At 66.5% G+C, this 20,767-nt stretch carries 11 protein-coding genes and 3 tRNA genes; 8 read left to right on the top strand and 6 right to left on the bottom strand.

What is annotated here, in order from left to right; translation table 11 throughout:
- Position 1 precedes the first annotated feature (1 nt).
- Positions 2-580, top strand: coding sequence for an aminoacyl-tRNA hydrolase (gene pth / locus TEP_RS15710; RefSeq protein ID WP_132825874.1), 579 nt, complete (start codon positions 2-4; stop codon positions 578-580).
- A 178-nt stretch (positions 581-758) separates the two neighbouring features.
- Positions 759-1,850 (top strand): redox-regulated ATPase YchF, encoded by a 1,092-nt coding sequence (ychF, locus tag TEP_RS15705; protein ID WP_025879150.1) that lies wholly within the window; start codon positions 759-761, stop codon positions 1,848-1,850.
- A 542-nt stretch (positions 1,851-2,392) separates the two neighbouring features.
- Here the strand turns inward: ychF and TEP_RS15700 are convergent.
- From TEP_RS15700 to TEP_RS15675, 6 genes are all read right to left on the bottom strand, one after another.
- On the bottom strand, positions 2,393-5,647 hold the full coding sequence (locus tag TEP_RS15700; RefSeq protein ID WP_132825873.1) for an autotransporter outer membrane beta-barrel domain-containing protein: 3,255 nt from the start codon (positions 5,645-5,647) through the stop codon (positions 2,393-2,395).
- Between the two features lie 263 nt (positions 5,648-5,910).
- Positions 5,911-6,552 carry a response regulator transcription factor gene (locus TEP_RS15695; protein WP_132825872.1) on the bottom strand — a complete coding sequence of 214 codons (642 nt, stop codon included), beginning with the start codon at positions 6,550-6,552 and terminating at the stop codon, positions 5,911-5,913.
- Positions 6,549-9,752 (bottom strand): hybrid sensor histidine kinase/response regulator, encoded by a 3,204-nt coding sequence (locus TEP_RS15690; protein WP_132825871.1) that lies wholly within the window; start codon positions 9,750-9,752, stop codon positions 6,549-6,551. Before TEP_RS15690 ends, TEP_RS15695 begins: the two co-directional genes overlap by 4 nt.
- A 126-nt stretch (positions 9,753-9,878) precedes the next feature.
- A complete protein-coding gene (locus TEP_RS15685; RefSeq protein WP_132825870.1) occupies positions 9,879-11,096 on the bottom strand; it encodes an EAL domain-containing response regulator in 1,218 nt (405 codons plus the stop codon).
- Positions 11,093-13,858, bottom strand: coding sequence for a response regulator (locus TEP_RS15680; RefSeq protein WP_132825869.1), 2,766 nt, complete (start codon positions 13,856-13,858; stop codon positions 11,093-11,095). Before TEP_RS15680 ends, TEP_RS15685 begins: the two co-directional genes overlap by 4 nt.
- Before the next feature lie 177 nt (positions 13,859-14,035).
- Positions 14,036-16,774 carry a TonB-dependent receptor gene (locus TEP_RS15675; RefSeq protein WP_132825868.1) on the bottom strand — a complete coding sequence of 913 codons (2,739 nt, stop codon included), beginning with the start codon at positions 16,772-16,774 and terminating at the stop codon, positions 14,036-14,038.
- Between the two features lie 169 nt (positions 16,775-16,943).
- Here TEP_RS15675 and TEP_RS15670 point away from each other — a divergent pair, with 169 nt between their 5' ends.
- The 6 genes from TEP_RS15670 (at position 16,944) to tuf (ending at position 20,767) form a co-directional block, all read left to right on the top strand.
- A complete protein-coding gene (locus tag TEP_RS15670) occupies positions 16,944-17,963 on the top strand; it encodes a cyanophycinase (protein WP_132825867.1) in 1,020 nt (339 codons plus the stop codon).
- Positions 17,964-18,074: 111 nt separating this feature from the next.
- Positions 18,075-19,085, top strand: coding sequence for an isoaspartyl peptidase/L-asparaginase (locus TEP_RS15665; RefSeq protein ID WP_132825866.1), 1,011 nt, complete (start codon positions 18,075-18,077; stop codon positions 19,083-19,085).
- 142 nt (positions 19,086-19,227) lie between these two features.
- Positions 19,228-19,313, top strand: a tRNA-Tyr gene (locus TEP_RS15660).
- A 26-nt stretch (positions 19,314-19,339) separates the two neighbouring features.
- A tRNA-Gly gene (locus tag TEP_RS15655) sits at positions 19,340-19,413 on the top strand.
- Between the two features lie 48 nt (positions 19,414-19,461).
- A tRNA-Thr gene (locus TEP_RS15650) sits at positions 19,462-19,537 on the top strand.
- A 39-nt stretch (positions 19,538-19,576) separates the two neighbouring features.
- A complete protein-coding gene (gene tuf / locus TEP_RS15645; protein WP_132825865.1) occupies positions 19,577-20,767 on the top strand; it encodes an elongation factor Tu in 1,191 nt (396 codons plus the stop codon).

Below are 20,767 nucleotides of genomic sequence, written 5' to 3'. Positions count from 1 at the left end.
GATGGCAGGATTGCGACTGATCGTCGGTCTGGGCAACCCCGGATCGGAGCACGCCCGGACCCGGCACAATGCCGGGTTTCATTTCGTTGAGGCCCTGGCTGAAAAGGCCGGTGCGCGATGGAACGTCGACAGCAAGTTGTTTGGCGAGACCGCCAAGGTCGACATCGCTGGACAGACGGTGTGGCTGCTCAAGCCGGCCACCTTCATGAACCTCAGCGGCAAGTCGGTCACCGCCGCGCAGCGGTTCTGGAAGATCGAGCCGGAGGAAACCCTGCTGGCCCACGACGAACTGGACCTGGCGCCCGGCGTGGCGCGGCTGAAGTTCGATGGTGGACACGGTGGCCAGAACGGCCTGCGTGACACCATCCAGTTGCTCGGCCACGGCAGGTTCCATCGCCTGCGGGTGGGCATCGGCCATCCCGGCCACAAGGACCGCGTGGTGGGCTGGGTGCTGGGACGCCCCTCCAAGGAAGACGAGGTACTGATCTCGCGCGCCATCGACGATGCGATCGACGTGCTGCCATTGGCGGTGCAGGGCGATTTCAGCGAAGCGATGAAGCGGCTGCACACCCCGAAGTAACCGGTAGTGCCGGCCGCTGGCCGGCAACGGGCGCCAACCGGCCCCGGTAGGTGCCAACCGGCTCCGGTAGGTGCCAACCTTGGTTGGCACAGATGTTGATCGACGACACCGAGATGGATTGGCCAAGCGGCGCGCGCGCTGTTTCACCAATCACTTTCACCCCAGAGAGCTGTCACCCATGGGTATCAAATGCGGCATCGTCGGCCTGCCCAACGTCGGCAAGTCGACCCTGTTCAACGCGCTGACCAAGGCGGGCATCGCCGCGGCGAACTTCCCGTTCTGCACCATCGAGCCCAACGTCGGCATCGTGCCGGTGCCGGATCCGCGCCTGAACGAGCTGGCGGCGATCATCAACCCGCAGAAGGTCATCCCGACCGCGGTCGAGTTCGTCGACATCGCCGGCCTGGTGGCCGGTGCGGCCAGCGGCGAAGGCCTGGGCAACAAGTTCCTGGCCCACATCCGCGAAGTGGATGCGATCACCCACGTGGTGCGCTGCTTCGAGAACGCTGACGTCATCCACGTCAACAACAAGGTCGACCCGATCTCGGACATCGACACCATCGATACCGAACTGGCCCTGGCCGACCTGGACAGCGTGGAGAAGGCACTGAACCGCGCCGAGCGTGCGGCCAAGGGCGGTGACAAGGACGCCGCGGCACGCAAGCCGGTGCTGGCCAAGCTGCAGGCCGCGCTGGCCGATGGCAAGGCCGGCCGTTCGGCGGGCCTGGACGAGGAAGAGAAGGCGCTGGTGCGCGATCTGTTCCTGCTGACCCTGAAGCCGGTGATGTACATCGCCAACGTGCTGGAAGACGGTTTCGAGAACAACCCGCACCTGGACGCCGTGCGCGCCCGTGCCGCCGAGGAAGGCGCGCAGGTGGTGCCGGTGTCGGCGGCGATCGAAGAAGAACTGTCGCAGCTGGATGACGAAGACCGCGATACCTTCCTGGCCGACCTCGGCCTGACCGAGCCGGGCCTGAACCGCGTGATCAACGCGGCCTACAGCCTGCTCGGCCTGCAGACCTACTTCACTGCCGGTGTAAAGGAAGTCCGCGCGTGGACCGTGCGCAAGGGCGCCACCGCGCCGCAGGCTGCCGCGGTCATCCACACCGACTTCGAGAAGGGCTTCATCCGCGCCGAAACCATCGCGTATGACGACTTCATCAAGTACAAGGGCGAAGCCGGCGCCAAGGAAGCCGGTCGCCTGCGCCTGGAAGGCAAGGAATACCGCGTGCAGGAAGGTGACATCCTGCATTTCCGCTTCAACGTCTGATCGACGGCGCAGCGCAGTGATTGTCCACGGGACCCCGCAATGCGGGGTCTTGTTGTATCGGGCGCCTGTCAGAAGGGGTGCACGAGCAGTGCCGCTGCGTGCTTCTGCTGCGGAAGCGCCAGCGCAGTGCTGCCGGTGGCCGTGGACAGAAATTCACCACGCCTTGAAACGCTTGCCGTGCAGGGCTCGCAGCTACTTGTCCACACCAAACCCCCACGGCTTTCCACGCGATGTGTGGAAAACCATCGAAGCGCCTGGACAAAAAATGGCCGGGCCCTGAAACGCTTGCGGCATAACGTTCAAGCCGGGTTGTCCACATCAAGTCCGCAGCGCTTTCCACCTGCTGTGTGGAAAACATGCACCTGCGGGCGCGGTGGATTGATTGGATAAAAAATGACCAGCGCTGAAAACGCTTGTCGTGCGTGGCTCATGGCCACTTGTCCACATCCAACCCCCATCGATTTCCACGCGTGGTGTGGAAAACAACAAGGGGTCCGACGACACATCGCCGGACCCCTCGTTGGGTTCACCCGTGGCAGCGCTTACCAGCGGTAAGAGACGCCCAGCTGGCCGCTGGTATCGCGGAAGCCCATGCCGCCGGTCTGGTGGCTGATCTCACCCCAGCCGCGCCAGCCGCCCGACAGATTTACCTGCACGCCGGCCTTGGCTTCGTAGATGTCACGCGGCAACTGACGGCGCAGGCGTTCTCCGTCCACGGCGATGGCCGCGTCATTGCCACCGGACCACCAGTTCACCGCGACGAAGGGCTGTACCTGACCCTGGCGCTGCGTCAGCGAACGCGTGTACAGGCGCAGTCCCACACGCGTGGTGGTGCTGTCCTTGTCGCGCCCTTCAACCACCGTGCCGTTGGCCTCGACCACGCGGTCGGCGTCGTAGCGGCTGTGGATCACCTGCAGCTGTGGCTCCAGGTAGAGCCCGCGCTGGGCCGTGCGCTGCACGGGCAGCACATAGCCTGCCTCGGCCGAACCGGTCCAGCTGTGCGAACGATAGTGCTCCTTCTGCAGCCCTTCGCCCTGCACGCTGTTGCGGAAACGCCCGTACTGCAGCCAGCCGTCCACATACGCACCGTGCTCCATCCGCGCGTCCTGCAACCAGGTCGCATACAGGCCCAGGCTGGTGCCGTTGACCACACCGTGCGCGGTATAACCGGTCACCTGCGAGCGACTGTCATTGCGTGCCCGGCCATGGCCGGCCATCACACCTGCCTGCAGCTGGCCGCCGGCATTGGCTTCGAAGCGACGACCGACGCCCAGCAGCACGCTGTTGAGCTCGCTGTCCACGTCCACCTGGTAGCCGCGGCTGCCGGGCGCGCTGCTGCGCACCTGTGCCCATGCAATGGCGTCACTGCCACCATCGGTCGCCTCGGCAGGATCGCCGCTGCGGTCGTACAGGCTGTGCCGGAACATGCCCAGCGCACTGCTCTGGTTGGCCATGTACACCGCCGGCTCCGGACGCTCCACGCGCGGCGGTGCTGGCGGCAGCGGCGGATCGACGGGCGGAACTACCGGCGGATCGATTGGCGGATCGATTGGCGGAGCAGGCGGATCGATCGGCGGAGTCGGCGGGTCAATCGGCGGATCGGGCGGTTCTGGCGGGTCGACCGGCGGAACGTATTCCGAGCGCAGGTACCAGTTGCCGTCATCCGGCGTGGAGACGCCGCCCTTGTACAGGAAGTAGTCGTAAGCGCCGGCCACCGCGCGTCCCTGCAGCGAGAACTGCGCATCGGACTGGCCGCCCACGCTGATCAGGCGGATGCCTTCGCTGGTCAGGGCACCGGCGCCCCCGGCGTTGCGCACGCTGACGGAGGCGGTGCCACTGCTGTTGCCCTGGATCACCAGCTGGTCACCCAGCGAGGCATCGTCGCCCAGCGCGCGGTTGAACAGCCAGTGGCCATCGTTGCCGACATAGTCGCCGGTGACGGTCAGGGTCTTGAAGTCGTTGGTGGTGGGGGCGACGAAGGCGATGGTGCCGGCATGGTCCAGCGAGCCGACGCTGGAACTGGAACGCACGTTCCATTGGCTGTTGCCATCCATCGCCAGCTGCGCGACCTGGTAGCCCGAGTCGCTGCGCAGCGCGCCGTTGAACACGGTGCCGTTGCGCAGCGTCATCTGCACGTTGGCGGTGGCGCTGTCGACCACGACATCGCCGGTCAGGCGACTGTTGTCGGCAGTGAACAGAATGTCTGCGGTGGCGACCGAGCTTCCGTCGGTGAACACCGTGTCGCTCACCCGCAGCAGGCGGCCACCGTCGAGGTTGCCCTGCTGGCGCGCGATGACATCGGTGTTGTTGAGCGTCAGCTCGTGGTTGCTGCCCTGCAGCCACAACGCGGAGCCGTCCTGGGTCTGCAGGGAGCTGTTGTTGAACACCAGGCGGTCCCAGTACGGCCCGAACACGGTGATGTAGGAGCGATAGGCACCCGAATTCGTGCCCTGCGCATGGATGCCCAGGTTGTCGGCGGTGAGCTTGGCCGTGTTCATCTGCACGATGCCGAACGAGGATGCACCCAGGGTGGTGATCGAGCCTCCGTCCAGCTGCGCATCGGCCGTGCTGCCGCCAAGGAAGACGCCGCCGCCGCCGGTGCCGTAAGTGGTGATGTCCAGGTTCTTGGCGCGGATGCGCGAGTAGGGCGTCGGCGGGTTGCTGCCCGAGGCACGCAGGCCGTAGACACCCTCGCCGTGAGTATCGATGCTGCCGCCGGTGATCGTGGCGGTACCACCCCAGACGTCCAGGCCATGGCCGTAGCCGTTGTCGCCATAGGTGCTGAGCCTGGTATCGGTGAGGTCGGCCAGCGAGTCCGCGCCGGACAGCCAGATGCCGGAATAGCCGTCGCGCACGGTGAAGTGGGCACCGTTGGTGGTCAGCTTGGCCCAACTGTTGACGTTGACCCCGTAGCCGCCAACGGTCTCGAAACGGCCGCCGGTGATATCGGCGGTGGAGTACACGCGGTTACCACTGTTGCCGAGCAGGCGGATGCTGCTGCCGCTGCTGCTGGCACTGCCGCCCACGATCTTCAGCATGCCACCGTCGTCGATGTCGAAGTAGCCGTTGACCACGTCCACGTCGCGCAGCGACAGCACGCTGCCGCTGCCGTCGGAGGACAAACGGCCGCTGTAGCCGCTGCTGGCTTCGGCAAAGGTCATTTTCAGCGATTCCAGCGACAGCAGCGCGCCACGCTCGGCGTACACTGCGCTGTTGGCACCGTCGTAGATCTCCGTACCGGCCACGTGCAGCTCGCTGCCGCGCCCAGTGGAATACAGCGCGTGCCCCCCGCTGCTGACACGGCCACCGTTCAACCACACCTTGCCGCCGCCGGTGGCGTTGACCGTGCCGTACCCGGAGCCGTTGCGGAAGGCATCGATGATGAGATTGTTGGCGCGGATCACGCTGCCCGCACCGCTGGCGTTCAGCGCATAGCCCACGCTGGCGCTGCCGTTGCCGAGCTGCAGCAGGCTGCCTTCAAGCAGGACGCTGCCCCCGGCGCTGGCAAGGATGCCACTGCCTCCGCCGGTGATCGAGATGCGGCTGCCATCGATCGTAGCGCTGCTGCCGACACCACTGGCCTCCAGTGCGTAGCCGCTTGCACTGTGCTGCAGGGTGTCGTCGGCGCCCAGTTGCAGGCTGCCGCCATCGGTAACCTTCAACGGGCCTTGCAGTTCGGCTGCATGTACGGGCAGGGCGGCCCACAGGGCGCTGGCCAGCAGGCTGGGAATCAGGGGAAGGCGTGCCACGCGCGCGCAGGCGGGCGCACGGCGGCGCCGTGGGGGAGAGGCGTTCATGCTGTTGGATTCCTGTGGCAGGGCGCAGCGCGGCTGCGCGATCTGGCGCGGCAGGGCCGCGTCGCTGTGGAAACCGCGTGCGATGGCCGCTGCAGGCGCCATCCGGTTTCCCTCCCGCCGGTAACGCGATGACGATGGGACGTCGTCACCATGGCGGGATGCATCCAGACTAGAAATCAGCCCTGTCCTATGGAATCAGGCGTTTCCTAAAGCACGTCATGCCCAGTGCATGGGCCCGGGCACGGTTCAGCGTTGTGGACGCCTCAGGCGAACAACGAGGCCTGCAGGCAGTACTCGATCAGCGCCTGGTCGCTGTCCACGCCCAGTTTGCGCATCGCGCTGATCTTCTGGGTGCTGACCGTCTTCGCGCTGCGCTGCAGTTGACGGGCGATGTCGCCCACGCTCATGCCGCCGGTGAACAGGCGGATCACTTCCAGTTCCCGTGGAGAAAGGCGTGCCAGCACCACGGCGGCATCGGCCGGTTCCGCCGCGGCAACCGGCATCAGTCCGGGCGGGCGATAGATTCGGTCGGCCAGTACCGTGCGCAGCGCCTGCACCAGGCTGCCCAGGCCGTGGCTCTTGAGCACCACGCCGCCCGCGCCAGCGGCATACATGGCTGCCACCAGCGAAGGGTTGGAGACCATCGTCAACACCAGTACATGCGTGTCCGGGAAGCTGCGGCGCAGGAACGAGATCAGCTTGATGCCATCGCCGAAGCTGTCACCACCGGGCATGCTGTAATCGGTGATCACCGCATGGGGCCGGGTGCTCGTCATCAGCTCGATCAGGGTCGTCGGATCGGCGGCCTCGCCGATCACGTCCAGGTCCAGTTCGCCGGCCAGGACATCGCGGATGCCAGCAAGCACGATCGGGTGGTCGTCAGCGATGAGGATGCGGGTGGTCATGGCAGTGTCGGGTTGCGGGAAGGTGAGGGGGCGGCGACGTGCGTCAATGGTTCCAGCAGCCGCTGCAGGCGCCGTTGGAAATGATCGAGCGCCCCGGCAAGGGCAGGCAGCGCGTCGCCGTCACCGATTTGCTGTTCGATCTGCTGGCCGTGTGCCACCAGTGCCGGTGCGCCGACGATCACCAGTGCGCCGCGGATGCGGTGCAGCACCTGTGCCACGCGTTCGGGCGAGGCATCGCCGATCGCCCGCTGCAGGCTGTCCAGATCGGCCTGCATGGTCTGCACGAACAACGCCTGCATCTTTTCCGGAACCTGCAGGGGAGCATCGGCCTGGTCGTCGCTGGGTTCGCTGTGCTGCCCGGCCGTGACCTGGGTCAGCAGGCGCTGCAGTGCTGCCAGGGTGATCGGCTTGACCAGCACCCCCTGCATCCCTGCCTCGTGGCAGCGTAGCCGTTCGGCCGGGTCGGCGTTGGCGGTTGCGCCATGGATCGGTACGCCAACCCCACGCGCGCGCAATGCACGGGCCAGACCGTAACCGTCCAGTCCCGGCATGTTGAGGTCGGTCAACACCAGGGCGAAGGGGCGCTGCGACCAGTAGCGCAGGGCCTCAGTGCCGTCGCTGGCGACCACGGCGTGGCAGCCGAGCTGCTCCAGCTGGTCACGCAGGATCGCTTGGTTGATCGGGTTGTCTTCGGCGACCAGTACCTGCAGCCCGCCGAACCTGCGTGTCGCGGGCAGACGGCCGTTGACCTCGGCGGGCAGCGCTCGCCCGGCCGCAGCCGCTACCGCCATCACGATCGCATCCAGGCGATGCACGCCGACCTGCCAATGTCCCTGCACCTGTTGCGGCTGCATTCCGCCTTCGCGGCAGGCCACTACCTGCGGGCCATTCCATGCAGGCGCGCCCTCGTCCAGCACAAGGTCGAGCATCACCATGCCAGGGTCGACAAGCAGCGGCGCATCGTCGCGATGCATGATGGCCTGTGCGCCACGCTGCTGCAGCCGATCGCATATCGATTGTGCAAACTCGCGAACGCTGCCGCGAACCTGCACCGGCAGCCCTGCCGGCAACTGCGGTGAAGCCGCCTGCAGTGGGTCGGGCGTTGCCTCAGGCAGCGGCAGTTCGACCGAGAAACTGCTGCCCAGGCCGCTTTCGCTGACCACCCGCAGGTGGCCGTCCATCATCGCGGTCAGGTGTGCGCAGATCGCAAGGCCCAGTCCGGTGCCACGCATGGCATCGGTGCCCGGGTTGGCCTGGAAGAAGGGTTCGAACAGATGTGCCTGGTGCTCGCTTGCGATGCCGATGCCGGTATCGGCCACCTGCCAGCGCAGCCAGCAGCGATCATCGACGTGCTGCGCACCCAGGCGCACCACGACCCGACCGCTGTCGGTGAACTTCAGCGCATTGCTGATCAGGTTGTTGAGGATCTGGCGGATGCGCGCGGCATCACCGTTGACCGCAGCCGGCACATCCGGGTCGATGCAGGCGTAGAACTGCAGGCCCTTGTGTGCGGCAGCTGCGGCGTAGGAGTCCAGTGCGTCCTCGGTCAACCGCACCGGATCGAACGCGCCGGGTTCCAGGCTCAGCTGGTCGGCCTCGGCCTTGCTGACATCCAGGATGTCGCTGATCAGCTGCATCAAGGTCGATGACGAGCGCTGGATCGTGTCCAGATAGTCCTGCTGGCGCGCATCGAGCGGGGTCAGGCCAAGCAGCTCCAGCGTGCCGAGCACGCCGTACAGCGGGGTGCGTATCTCATGGCTCATGGTGGCCAGGAACTGGCTTTTGGCCCGGTTGGCCTGGTCGGCCGCACGCCGTGCCTGCTGCAGCACCTGCTCGGCCTCGTGCTGGCTGCTGAGATCGATGAACAGGCACAGCACAGCGGGTTCGCCGCGATAGCGCGCGGGCGTGGCGGTGATCAGCAGGTGGCGGTTGTCCGGCGTGGTGTAGGCCAGGCCGTCGCCCGTGGCGGTGCCGCCGGCGGCGACCACACTGCGTCGCCATGGCCCGTGCCAGCCACCCTCGTCGTGGTCTTCCCCCAGCCACTGACGCGCCAGCGCGTTGTCCAGCAGCACGCGGCCATCGGTACGGCGCAGCAGGCACAATCCGATCGGTGCGTTGTCGAGGATGGTACGGCTGAAGGCTTCGCTTTCCAGCAACCGCGCATGGTTGCGGCGCAATGGCTCGATCACCGAGCGCCGGTAGGCACGCAGGATCAGCACGCCACCGGTGGCCAGCAGCAGTGCCACCACCATGCTGCCCAGCAGCGGCCCGCGCGGGTGCTGGAATACCTGTTGCCAGCCCACGTGATACACCGCCAGCCAGCCGTGTTCGCTGCGCATGCGGAACAGCAGGCCGTCCAGTCCCGCGCGCCACGACGTAGCGGCGCGGCTGGCATCGCTGGCATCACCGAGCAGCAGGCGGCCGTTGCCATCGAACAGTGACATCCGTTCGAACACCGGCGTACCCATCACCTGGCGGTAGTCATCGACGCGGCCGGGATCCAGCAGGCAGGCCACGGCGGCCAGTGACTCGTCCTCGTTCTCGCCCCACAGGCGGGCATCCTGCGGCGCGTGCGCGATGGCAAGCAGCCGGGTCTGGCCTTCGCGCCAGGCCACCGCTGTCCAGACCACGCTGCCGCGGCGCAGCGCTGGACGTTCGCGCAGCACCTGGTGGATGGCGGCCAGTGCCGGCTGCAGGTGATGCGGGCTGCTCTGGCCCGGATCACCACGCGTTGTCTGGATCGGCGCAAGCAGGCCACGGCGGCCCTGGCCATCGACCAGCAGGCATTGCGGAGGCGGAAACCGGGAGGCCGCCCAGAAGGCGCCGTAGAAGCGCAGGAAGCGGTCGCCCAGTTCGTCCGCTGCCTGTGCCGAAGCGCCGCTGTCGGCACCGATCCGGGCGAAACTGGCGAACAAGGGGCTGGGCGGCGCACGCGAGGCAGATTCGTCCACTGGCTGGCCGCGACTGCCCATGTCATGCAGGCGCCATTGCCGCAGGAAGCGGTCCTGTTCCTGCAGCGTGCCGTCCAGGCGACGGAAGTGATAGCGGATCTTGCTCTGTTCTTCGTTGAACAGCTGGCTGCCGGTGGACAGCAGCAGGCCGGCCTGCAGGGTTGCCAGCACCACCACGCCAATCAGCAGGGCATGTACGCGCAGGGAGCGGCGGGCGAGTCGGCGTACGGGAGCGGCCTCGGCCGGCATGGGCAGGTCTCGGAGCAGTAGGCGGTCGATGGCGGCCCGAAGGGCCCGGGGCACGGCCGGTACCGCCGCGCAGAGAGGATCGTCAATGACTCTTGATGGGATTGTGAAGCCTTTCAGCCTCGACTGTCAGCGCGATGCTGCACGGCTGCCGCGCGCGCCCTCATCCGGAGCATCTTCGTCCAGCAGACGGGTGAAGTCGTCGGAGGGCAGCGCCTGCGAAATCAGGAAGCCCTGCACCTGGTTGCAGCCAAGCTGGCGCAGCGCGGCCAGATCGGCATCGCTCTCCACGCCTTCGGCAACGATGGTCAGGCCAAGCTGGTTGGCCAGCGCGATCACGGTGGTCAAGGTCAGGTGCAGGGCGGGATCGCGCGCGCAGCCGCTGACCAGCGCACGATCGATCTTGACCTCGGTGAAGGGAGTGTTGACCAGGTTGTGCACCGAGCTCAGGCCTTGGCCGAAGTCGTCCTGGGCCAGGCCGAACCCCTTCATCCGCAACCGGCACGCGCCTGCATAGAAGTCGCTGACGTGGCGGGTGGTGCTGTTTTCCATCAGTTCGAAGCACAGATCAGCCGGATTGCCGCCCGCGGCCAAGGTCAATGCCAGCAGCTCATCGGGAAGGTCGGACTGCTCCAGCAGATGCGGCGGCAGGTTGATCGATACCGGTACGCGGAATCCCTGGGAGCGCCAGCGCGCCTGCGCCTTGATGCTGGCGGTGAGCATCGCGCGAAGCAGTTCGCCCTCCAGGCCATGGCGGCACAGTGCCGGCAGGAAGCTTCCAGGCGCCAGCGTTCCGAGCTGCGGGTGGCGCCAGCGCACCAGTGCCTCGGCGGCAACCACGCGCCCGGACTGCAACGATTTCTTCGGCTGGAACCAGGCGGTCAGGCTGCCGTCGGCCAGCGCCTGCCGCAGCTGCACCGCGTCCGGTTCCGGAGCCAGTGCAGCCGGGCTGGTGCGCACGGCTGGCCGGGCCTGCGCCAGTGCATCGAGCAGCGCATCGACATCGCTGGCGGCGACCGGCTTGGCCAGCAGCCCGACCACGTCCAGGCCCAGGGATTCGGCCATCAACCGCGCCGAACTCATCATCCGCCGTGAAGCTGCGCTGACCACGGCAAGCCGCGGCGGGCGCGGCTGCGCGGCCAGTGCCTGGATGAACTGGATGCCATCCTGGCCGGGCATCAACAGATCGCTCACCACCAGGTCATAGGCCTGGCAGGCACACAGGGCGATAGCCGCGTCCACGTCTTCGCAGGCGTCGACCTGCACGCCGGCGCGGGCGCTGAACAGATTGACGAGATAGCCGCGTTGGAACGGCTGGTCTTCCAGGATCAGGACACGGCGGGTCATGCGGGATCTCCTTGGCGAACGGCGGAAAGCGCCTGACGCAGGCGTGCGATATCGATGGGTTTGCTCAGGTAGCCCTGCATGCCGCTGGCCAGGCAGCGCTCGCGCTCCTCGGCGGTAGCATTGGCGGTGGCGCCGATCACCGGCAGCAGGGAGCCCTCTGCCCGCAGCTGGCGCGCCAGGGCGTGGCCGTCCATGCGCGGCATGTTGATGTCGGTGACCACCAGGTCGAAGTCATGGGCCTGGCACAGCTGCAACGCCTCGACCCCATCCTGCGCAAGCTCCACCTCGCAGCCCAAGGCCTGCAGCTGTTCGGCCAGGATCACCCGGTTGATGGGATTGTCTTCCACGGCCAGCACCCGCAGTCCCAGCGGGCCTGGCTGCACATCGCGCGCTGCGGTCGGCAGCGTTGCGCATTGGCGCTGCTGGCGCGCGACCGCCAGGGCGATCGAGGACATGCCATGCAGGGTCACCAGCAGCGCGCCATCGGCGGTGGGGGCGGGTTGGTCGCCACCATCGATCGAGGCCAGCACCCGCGGTCCCTGCCAGGCCAACGGCTGTTCCGCCTCGCCATCCATCAGGATCGCGCCGGCGTGGTCGAGCAGGGCAGGATCGCCCTGCAGCGGCTGCGCATTGGCACCCCAGCGACGCAGCCAGCCACACGCACTGTCGACCAGCTCGCGATCGCGGCCGCGCACGTAGACCGGCGGTTCAGCCAGCAACGCGGGGCCATCCTCGGTCGCCGCCAGCACCGGCAAGGGCAGGCGCACGGTGAAACTGCTGCCCAGTCCCGGTTCGCTGACCACGCGCAGTTCGCCACTCATCAAGCGCACCAGGCGGTCGCTGATCGACAGGCCCAGCCCGGTGCCCTGCGCACTGGCAGCGCCACGTACCTGACGGAAGGGCTCGAACAGGCGTGCCTGTTCCTCGGTGGCGATGCCCACGCCGGTATCGGTGACCTGCCAGGCCAGCACGCTCGACTCGCCTTCGCGCTGCACCAGTCGTACGCGCAGTACCACCCGCCCATGCTCGGTGAACTTGATGGCATTGCTGAGCAGGTTGCCGAGCACCTGGCGGATCCGGTCGGCATCACCGAGCACCCGTGTCGGCAACCGGGGATCGGTGCACACCAGGACCTGCAGGCCCTTGCGCGTCGCCGCAGCGGCGAAGCTGCGCAGCACGCTCTCGGTCAGCTCGCGCGGCGAGAACGATGCCGGCTCCAGGCTCAGCTGGCCCGACTCGATCTTGGACACATCCAGCACGTCGCTGATCAGCTGCAGCAGCACCGACGAGGAACTCTCGATGGTGCGCAGGTACTGCGACTGGCGCGCATCCAGGGGCGTGCGGCCGAGCAGCTCCAGCGTGCCAAGCACCCCGTACAACGGCGTGCGGATTTCATGGCTCATGGTCGCCAGGAACGCGCTCTTGGCCTGGTTGGCGGCGTCGGCCGCCTGCCGCGCCGAGGACAGCGCCGCCTGCGCCTGGCGATGGCGTGAGATGTCATGGAACACGCACAGCAGCACGTCGTCATCCTGGTAACGGCAGGCCGCATGCAGTACCTGCAGCTGGCGGCCGTCGCGTGCGGTGAACTCCAGCCCGCGACCTCGTTCGCCGGCATGCCCGCGCCACGGTGCCTGCCAATCGCTGTCCGTGCCTTCCTCGCCCAGCCAGTCGCGCAGCAGCTGGTTGGACAGCAGCAGCTGGCGGTCGCTGCGGCGCAGGACACAGATGCCGACCGGCGCCAGGTCGATCACCGTGGAACTGAAATCCAGGCTTTCCAGCAGGCGCCGGTGCTGCAGCAGGGCCGGCTGGATCAACTGGCGGTCGACACGACGCCGCAGCAGGCGCAGCGCGATGCCCGCCAGCAGCAGCAACGCACTGCTGATCAGCAGCGAGGTCGCCATGTCGCCGAGCAGCAGGCGGGGAGGCAGGTGATAGACCAGCCGCCAGCCGTCATTGCCTACGCCCTTCACCAAGGCCACGCCGCGGGGCAGGCCTGTGCTCCAGAGCACGCCGAAACTGTCGTCCTGGCGCTGCTGCAGTGCTTTCCAGCCTGCGCTGTCCAGGCGCGGAGCCAGGCTCGACAGGACGGGCTGCCCGTCGCGGTCCAGCAGGGCGTAGCCGCCGATGCCCTGGCCATCGATCATGTCCGAGGCGGCCGCACTGTCCAGCAGCAGCATCAACCACTGGCCCGGTTGCGGTCCGGACTGTACCGGTTGTGCCAGGGCGACCCCGGCGTCGCCGGCGCGCAGCCAGTACACCGGATCGGGACCGGCAAGCGTGCCGCTGCGCTGCCGCAGTACGTGCAGCGTGGGCAAGCCGGCGATGTCCACGTCGGCCTGGCCGCCGGCCAGCCAATGCGTTCCCTGCGCGTCGACCAGCAGCAGATGGGTCTGCAGGGTCTGCAGCGTGTGTTCTGCGCGCGGCGAGAGCAGCAGGCGCTGGCCCGGCATTCCACCCGGCCCGTCCAACGGCAGCTGGCGTACGACCTCGCTGGACGGCGCCAACGGATCACCCACCACCACCGAATCGCCCAGATAGCGCAGCAGGGCCTCACGCTGGTCGAAGTAGATCTGCGCCCTGTACGCGGCGGCATTCATGTCGCGGCGGTGGCTGGAGATATCTTCGGTCAACGCGGTCAGCAGGTAGAAGCCGGTGGCTGCGGCCAGGCACAGGAACACGCACACTGTCAGCCAGCGCAGCAGCACCGAAGCGGTGGTCGGCGGTGCGACCAAGGGCAGGCAAGGGCGAGGGAATCGGAACATGCACCGATCCTAGGGAGGACGGTCACCCGCCCGGAATCAGCCATGTCCTAAAAAGCGGCGTGCCCGCCGTGGAGAAGGCCGGCGGCGGGGAACCGTTCAGGCTGGGGCAGCGGCTGGCGGTCAAAAAAAGACCCCCGCCGAAGCGGGGGTCTATGGCGGGCCACCAGCAGGCCGTCCTTACAGCGCGCTGCCACCGAACTTGTGGGTGTACTGCAGGTTGATGGTGCGGCCGACGCTGTCGAACCAGGACACGTCGTAGTACGGGTACGCCGTGTAGGTCTTGTCCTTCGGCGGCATCTTGTTGAACACATTGACCACCGACAGCGACAACCGCGAGTGATCGTCGAAGCGGTACTGCAGCGAAGCGTTGTAGCGGTAGGTCGCCTTGATCCACGGGCTGTCGCCACTTTCCTCGTCGAACACCTGGTCGTAGCTGTCCGAGGTCGGCAGCCTGCCCAGGCGCGAGCCGTACACGGTGGCCGACCAGGCGTCCTTTTCCCAGGTCACGCTGACGCTGGTCTTGGTGCGGGGAATATCGAAGCCGCTGTTGATTGCGAACTGGTCTTCGGTCACATCGCCGGCATAGCGCTGGAAGTCATGCTTCTTCACCCAGGTGTGGGTGCCATTGAAGATGAAGTCGCCGATGCCGGTCTGCAGGCGGTAGCGCAGGCCGACGTCGATGCCGGAGGTGGACTCGCGCGCCACGTTGATCGGATTGACGTGCACACCGTATAGACGGCCGTCGGCGGTGCGGGTGACGCGGGCCAGGGCGTCCACGCAGGTCGGCGAGCCGATGTCGGCGCTGCCCAGGCGGCAGTTCGCTTCGCTGGCCAGGATCGTACGCACGTCCATGTCCTGCACCTGGTCTCGCATGTCGATGTTGAACCAGTCAGCCGACAGGTCCAGGTCGGCCGCTGGCGACCACACGAAGCCCGCGCTCCAGGAGGTGCTGGTTTCCGGTTCAAGCTCGCGGTTGCCACTGCGGCTGCGGATCACGTTGCGCTCGTAGTCGGCGCAATCATCGGCGGCATCGGCGCGGCAGTTGTACAGATCTTCCGCGCTGGTCTCGTCGTTGCCCGGGCCGGCGAATACATAGTGCAGGTCCGGCGCACGGAACGCGGTGCCGTACGAGCCGCGCACCAGCAGCGTGTCGATCGGGCGCCATTCCAGGCCGCCGCTCCAGGTCGCCTTGCCGATGGTGTGGCCCGAATAGCGGTACTGGTCGTAACGGCCGGCCACGCTCAGGTTGACCGTTTCATGCAGCGGCATGCGCAGCTCGGCGGCAGTCGCCCAGCGGTTGCGCGAGCCTTTGCCGTCCGAATCCTTCCAGCTGTAGTAGTAATAGCCGGTCGCCAGCGGGTCCGGGTTGAGCGCATAGGCCTGCTGGCCCACTTCCACCGTCGCGGCAAAGCCGGCATCGCCACCGGGCAGGGTGAACAGCGAGCCATTGGTCAGGGTCAACGCCGCCGTCTCGGTGCGCGACTTCGGCGTATAGGTGGTGCGTGCGGCGATCGAATCGTACTCGGCACGGGTCAGCGGCCGGTACAGGCGCGACGGATCGGCGTTGTAGATCGGGAAGCCGTCCTCGTCCTCGCCCAGCTGCGGGCCCAGGAACAGGTCGTTGGCCTTGGACGCGATGATCTGCGCCCAGCTGATCCGCGACTGGTACTGCGAATGGCTCAGTGCTGCTTCGTAGTCCCAGTTGCCGGTCAGGTTGCCCTTGAAGCCGGTGGTCACGCTGAAGGTCTTCTGCGTGCTGCGCACCATCGCATTGTCCAGCCCGCCCATTTCCTCGGGCGAGAACTGGCGCTGCCAGAACTCGATCTCGCCGGTGGCTTCATTGTTGAAGTAACCCGCCTCATCGCCGTCGGCGGCCATGCGACCCCACTTGGTGACATCGCGCATCAGCGACATCGTGTGGTAGCCCAGCTGCACGTCGGCGAACCACTGCTGGCCGTTGTCGAAGTCGTAGCTGAGCGAGGCATAGCCGTTGGCGCCGCGGCGCTTGCTGAGGATCGTGCCGTAGCCGATCGCACTGTCGCTGCCGCAGTAGTAGCCGTAGCGCGGACGGAACGCGCGGTAGGTGCTGCCCTGGTTCTGCCCGGCCAACGCCTCGCAGGTCGCCGCGCCCGGGTCCAGGTAGTCATCGTTGTAATCGGTGCGCAGGTAGGAACGACGGGCGATGCGCGCGCCTTCGGTCGGGCCGTCCTGCGTCGAGTCCTGGATGTCGCGGTCGTAGGCCCACAGCGGTGTCTGCGACTGCAGTTCGACGCTGTACACCGCGTTGAAGTTGCCGCTGCTGAAGCCGCTGGCCAGGCTCATGTCGAACGACTCACCACCGCCTTCGGTGGTGGTGCCCATGCGCATGTCGATGGTGGTGCCATCGGCCTTTTTCTTCAGGATGAAATTGACCACGCCGGCGATTGCATCCGAGCCGTAGATCGCCGACGCGCTGCCGGTCAGCACTTCAATGCGGTCGATCATGCCCAGCGGAATGTTGGACACATCGGTGAAGTTGCTGCGGCCCTTGAACGGCATCGGGAAGTCGGCGATGCGACGGCCGTTGACCAGCACCAGGGTGTGGTTCGGCCCCAACCCGCGCAGGTCGACCTGCTGCGCACCCGGCGAGAAATCGGCCCCTCCGGAGGACTGCTGGCTCTGCGTCTCACCGCCGTTCTGGGTCATCGCGCGCAGCACGTCCGGCACGGTGGTGAAGCCGCTGGAGCGGATCTGCTCTGCGTTGATGACGGTGATCGGCGCCGGTCCTTCCACCTGGGCGCGCGGGATGCGTGAGCCGGTCACCTGCACCGCATCCAGCTGTTGTACCGAAGAGGAAGCGGGAGTCTGTGCCGCCGCCGAAGCAGCAACGCCCATCAACGCCAGCTGGATCGACCACGCCATCGCCTGTCTACGCATGAGAAATTCCCGGAAGTAATGCCGGCCCACAGAGGAGGGGCCTTTCCCCCATTCACATTTCAGCAATGGGCGCGCGCATTTAACGCCTTTTTCATGTCCTTGACTACTGCGGATAGGTCTGGCAAAGAGTGAAAACGGTTGCAGGTCGTTTTTGTTCAGGGAGATCAAAATGCGACGCCTTCGCTACGGGCTGCGTGGCCCGCTCATCGCCTTGCTGCTGTCGGCGCTCTTCTGGTCATCACCAGCGGCGGCACAGGAACTGATGGACCCGGGCTTCGCCTACTACGAAGTGGGCGATCTGGATGCACCGCGGCCCGAGCCGCGGGCACCCGCAATGATGCTGATGGGCGGCGGCGAATGGGTACCTGAAGCCTTCCAGTGGTGGCTGCGCCAGGCCGGCAATGGCCGTGTGCTGATCCTGCGCGCCTCCGGCACCGATGAGCTGCAGGACCGTCTGTACCGGGAGATTGGCGGCACCACCGCCGTGCAGACCCTGGTGTTCGACAACCGCCGCGGCGCCGATGACCCGGCCGTGCTGCGGGTCGTGGCCGCAGCCGATGCGATCTTCATCGCCGGCGGCGATCAGTCCCGCTACATCCGCTTCTGGAAAGGCACCGCGCTCAATCGCGCGCTGAATGCCCACGTGCGCGCCGGCAAGCCGATTGCCGGCACCAGCGCCGGGCTGGCCATCCTCGGCGGCTACGCCTATGGCGCGCTGGACGGCGGCAGCATCGATTCGGCCAGCGCCATGGCCGACCCGATGGGCGAGGCGGTGACCCTGGACCGCGGCTTCCTGCAGTTGCCCTACCTGCAGCGGGTGGTCACCGACACCCACTTCGACAAGCGCGACCGTCTCGGTCGCCTGATCGTGTTCGTGGCCCGCGCCGCGCATGACAGTGGTGACCCGGACATGGTCGGCATCGGCGTCGACGAAGACACGGCCCTGTGCGTGGAGCCTGACGGCCAGGCCCAGGTCTACAGCGCCGACGGCGAAGGCAAGGTCTGGGTGGTCAGCCCCGGACGCGATGCCGACCGGCTGGTGGAAGGCGAACCGCTGCGATTCCATGCGGTGCCGGTCACCGTGGTTGCCAGCGGCGGTCGCATGCGCTTGGACGACCTGCAGGCCGAGGCGGCCTACCAGGCTTTGGCTGAAATCAGCGATGGCGAGATTGAAGTCGTCCGCCAATGATTCCGGTAGCGCCGGGCCATGCCGGCGGATGCCGCCGCGCTGTGCCTTCCACCGGGCATGGCCCGGCGCTACCGTGCAATCCAATCCTTGTCCTGCCGGAGATCTGCTTCCATGAAACTGCGCCTGGCGCTGTCCGCGCTGCTGTCCCTGCCACTGCTGGCCCAGGCCGCACCCGCTGCATCACCGCTGCTGGTCATCCACGGCGGTGCCGGAGTGGAGCGCAAGGATCTCTCTGCGGCAGAAGAACAGGCCGCACGCGCTGCGCTGAAGGCGGCATTGCTGAAGGGCCATGCCGAACTTGCAGCCGGGCGTCCGGCACTGGCGGCGGTCACCGCGGCCATCACCGTGCTCGAGGATGATCCGATCTTCAACGCGGGCAAGGGCGCGGTGTTCACCCACGAAGGCCGCAATGAACTGGACGCGGCGGTGATGGACGGTGCCACCCAGGCGGCCGGAGCAGTGGCCGGCGTGCAGCGCGTGCGCAATCCGATCCTCCTCGCGCAGGCGGTGATGCAGAAGTCCAGGCATGTGATGATGGTGGGGCAGGGCGCCGAAGCCTTCGCCACCGAACAGGGCGTGACCCTGGTCGACCCCTCCTACTTCCGCACCGACAAGCGCTGGCAGCAGCTGCAGCGTGCATTGAAGGAAGAAGCGAGCGGGCAGGCGCATGCCGACCTGGAAACCGCAAAGCACTTCGGCACGGTCGGTGCGGTCGCCCTGGATGCACAGGGGCATCTTGCTGCAGGCACCTCCACTGGCGGCATGACCAACAAGCGCTATGGACGTGTCGGCGATTCGCCGATCATCGGGGCCGGCACCTGGGCCGATGCGCGTTGTGCGGTGTCGGGTACCGGTTGGGGCGAGTACTACATCCGTACCGCAGCGGCCCATGAGATCTGCGCGCGCATGCGCTACCTCGGTCAGTCGCCGGAACAGGCGGGCAAGGGCGTGATCAACGACGCGATTCCGCAGATGGGCGGCGACGGCGGGGCGATCGTTCTCTCAGCAGATGGAAAAGCGGCAGCGCCGTTCAACACCCAGGGCATGTATCGGGGCTGGATCGGGGCCGATGGCGTTGCCCATGTGGCCATCTTTGCCGACGAGACAATCGCGCTGCCTTGAGCAGACCCTTGCGTATCAAGGGGTTTGCGACGCGCGTGAAAAAAAGTGAAAAAAAGCGTTGACAGACCCCCGCTTCATCTCCAGAATTGCGGGCTCACCACCACACACCGCAACGCTTCGGCGGCACGGAATGGGGTGGTAAGGAGGGATACCCAAGCGGCCAACGGGGGCAGACTGTAAATCTGCTGGCTTACGCCTTCGGTGGTTCGAATCCACCTCCCTCCACCAGCTTCATGTTGTGGCACATTCCCGGTGCGGGAGTAGTTCAATGGTAGAACCTCAGCCTTCCAAGCTGATGGTGCGGGTTCGATTCCCGTCTCCCGCTCCATTGAATGAACTTTGAATATTATCGAGTTCATGCCATAATGCAAAACTCGCTCACATAGCTCAGTCGGTAGAGCACTTCCTTGGTAAGGAAGAGGTCGAAGGTTCGATTCCTTTTGTGAGCACCATCTTCAGCACCACACCAGACGAATTCGAGATAAGCAGCCATGGCCAAGGGTAAGTTCGAGCGCACCAAGCCGCACGTCAACGTCGGCACCATCGGTCACGTCGACCACGGCAAGACCACGCTGACCGCCGCACTGACCAAGATCGGTGCAGAGCGCTTCGGTGGCGAGTTCAAGGATTACTCCGCGATCGACGCCGCGCCGGAAGAAAAGGCACGTGGCATCACGATCTCGACCGCGCACGTCGAATACGAATCCACCACCCGTCACTACGCCCACGTCGANTGCCCGGGCCATGCTGACTACGTCAAGAACATGATCACCGGTGCTGCCCAGATGGACGGCGCGATCCTGGTGTGCTCGGCCGCTGACGGCCCGATGCCGCAGACCCGCGAGCACATCCTGCTGTCGCGTCAGGTCGGCGTGCCGTACATCGTCGTGTTCCTGAACAAGGCCGACATGGTTGACGATGCCGAGCTGCTGGAACTGGTCGAAATGGAAGTCCGCGAGCTGCTGAGCAAGTACGACTTCCCGGGCGACGACACCCCGATCATCTCGGGTTCGGCCCGCCTGGCNCTGGAAGGCGACCAGAGCGACATCGGCGTGCCGGCCGTCATCAAGCTGGTCGAGGCGCTGGACACCTGGATCCCGACCCCGGAGCGTGACGTCGACAAGGCATTCCTGATGCCGGTCGAAGACGTGTTCTCGATCTCGGGCCGCGGCACCGTGGTGACCGGTCGTATCGAGCGCGGCGTGATCAAGGTCGGCGAAGAAATCGAAATCGTCGGCATCCGTCCGGTGCAGAAGACCACCGTGACCGGNGTGGAAATGTTCCGCAAGCTGCTGGACCAGGGCCAGGCAGGCGACAACGCCGGTCTGCTGCTGCGCGGCACCAAGCGTGACGACGTCGAGCGTGGCCAGGTTCTGGCCAAGCCGGGTTCGATCAAGCCGCACACCAAGTTCGACGCCGAAGTGTACGTGCTGTCGAAGGACGAAGGCGGCCGTCACACCCCGTTCTTCAAGGGCTACCGTCCGCAGTTCTACTTCCGTACCACCGACATCACCGGTGCGGTCGAGCTGCCGGAAGGCGTCGAGATGGTGATGCCGGGCGACAACGTGAAGATGGTTGTCACCCTGATCAACCCGGTCGCCATGGACGCCGGCCTGCGCTTCGCCATCCGCGAAGGTGGCCGTACCGTCGGTGCTGGCGTGGTTGCCACCATCCTCGAGTAA

The sequence above is a fragment of the Stenotrophomonas sp. TEPEL genome, assembly GCF_004348785.1.
GTDB lineage: Bacteria > Pseudomonadota > Gammaproteobacteria > Xanthomonadales > Xanthomonadaceae > Stenotrophomonas > Stenotrophomonas indicatrix.
This window is presented reverse-complemented; position numbering and strand designations above follow the sequence as displayed.

Bases quoted from the DNA above. Each gene is read 5' to 3' on its own strand.
- pth (WP_132825874.1), top strand. From the start codon at position 2: ATGGCAGGATTGCGACTGATCGTCGGTCTGGGCAACCCCGGATCGGAG.
- ychF (WP_025879150.1), top strand. From the start codon at position 759: ATGGGTATCAAATGCGGCATCGTCGGCCTGCCCAACGTCGGCAAGTCG.
- TEP_RS15700 (WP_132825873.1), bottom strand. From the start codon at position 5,647: ATGAACGCCTCTCCCCCACGGCGCCGCCGTGCGCCCGCCTGCGCGCGC.
- TEP_RS15695 (WP_132825872.1), bottom strand. From the start codon at position 6,552: ATGACCACCCGCATCCTCATCGCTGACGACCACCCGATCGTGCTTGCT.
- TEP_RS15690 (WP_132825871.1), bottom strand. From the start codon at position 9,752: ATGCCGGCCGAGGCCGCTCCCGTACGCCGACTCGCCCGCCGCTCCCTG.
- TEP_RS15685 (WP_132825870.1), bottom strand. From the start codon at position 11,096: ATGACCCGCCGTGTCCTGATCCTGGAAGACCAGCCGTTCCAACGCGGC.
- TEP_RS15680 (WP_132825869.1), bottom strand. From the start codon at position 13,858: ATGTTCCGATTCCCTCGCCCTTGCCTGCCCTTGGTCGCACCGCCGACC.
- TEP_RS15675 (WP_132825868.1), bottom strand. From the start codon at position 16,774: ATGCGTAGACAGGCGATGGCGTGGTCGATCCAGCTGGCGTTGATGGGC.
- TEP_RS15670 (WP_132825867.1), top strand. From the start codon at position 16,944: ATGCGACGCCTTCGCTACGGGCTGCGTGGCCCGCTCATCGCCTTGCTG.
- TEP_RS15665 (WP_132825866.1), top strand. From the start codon at position 18,075: ATGAAACTGCGCCTGGCGCTGTCCGCGCTGCTGTCCCTGCCACTGCTG.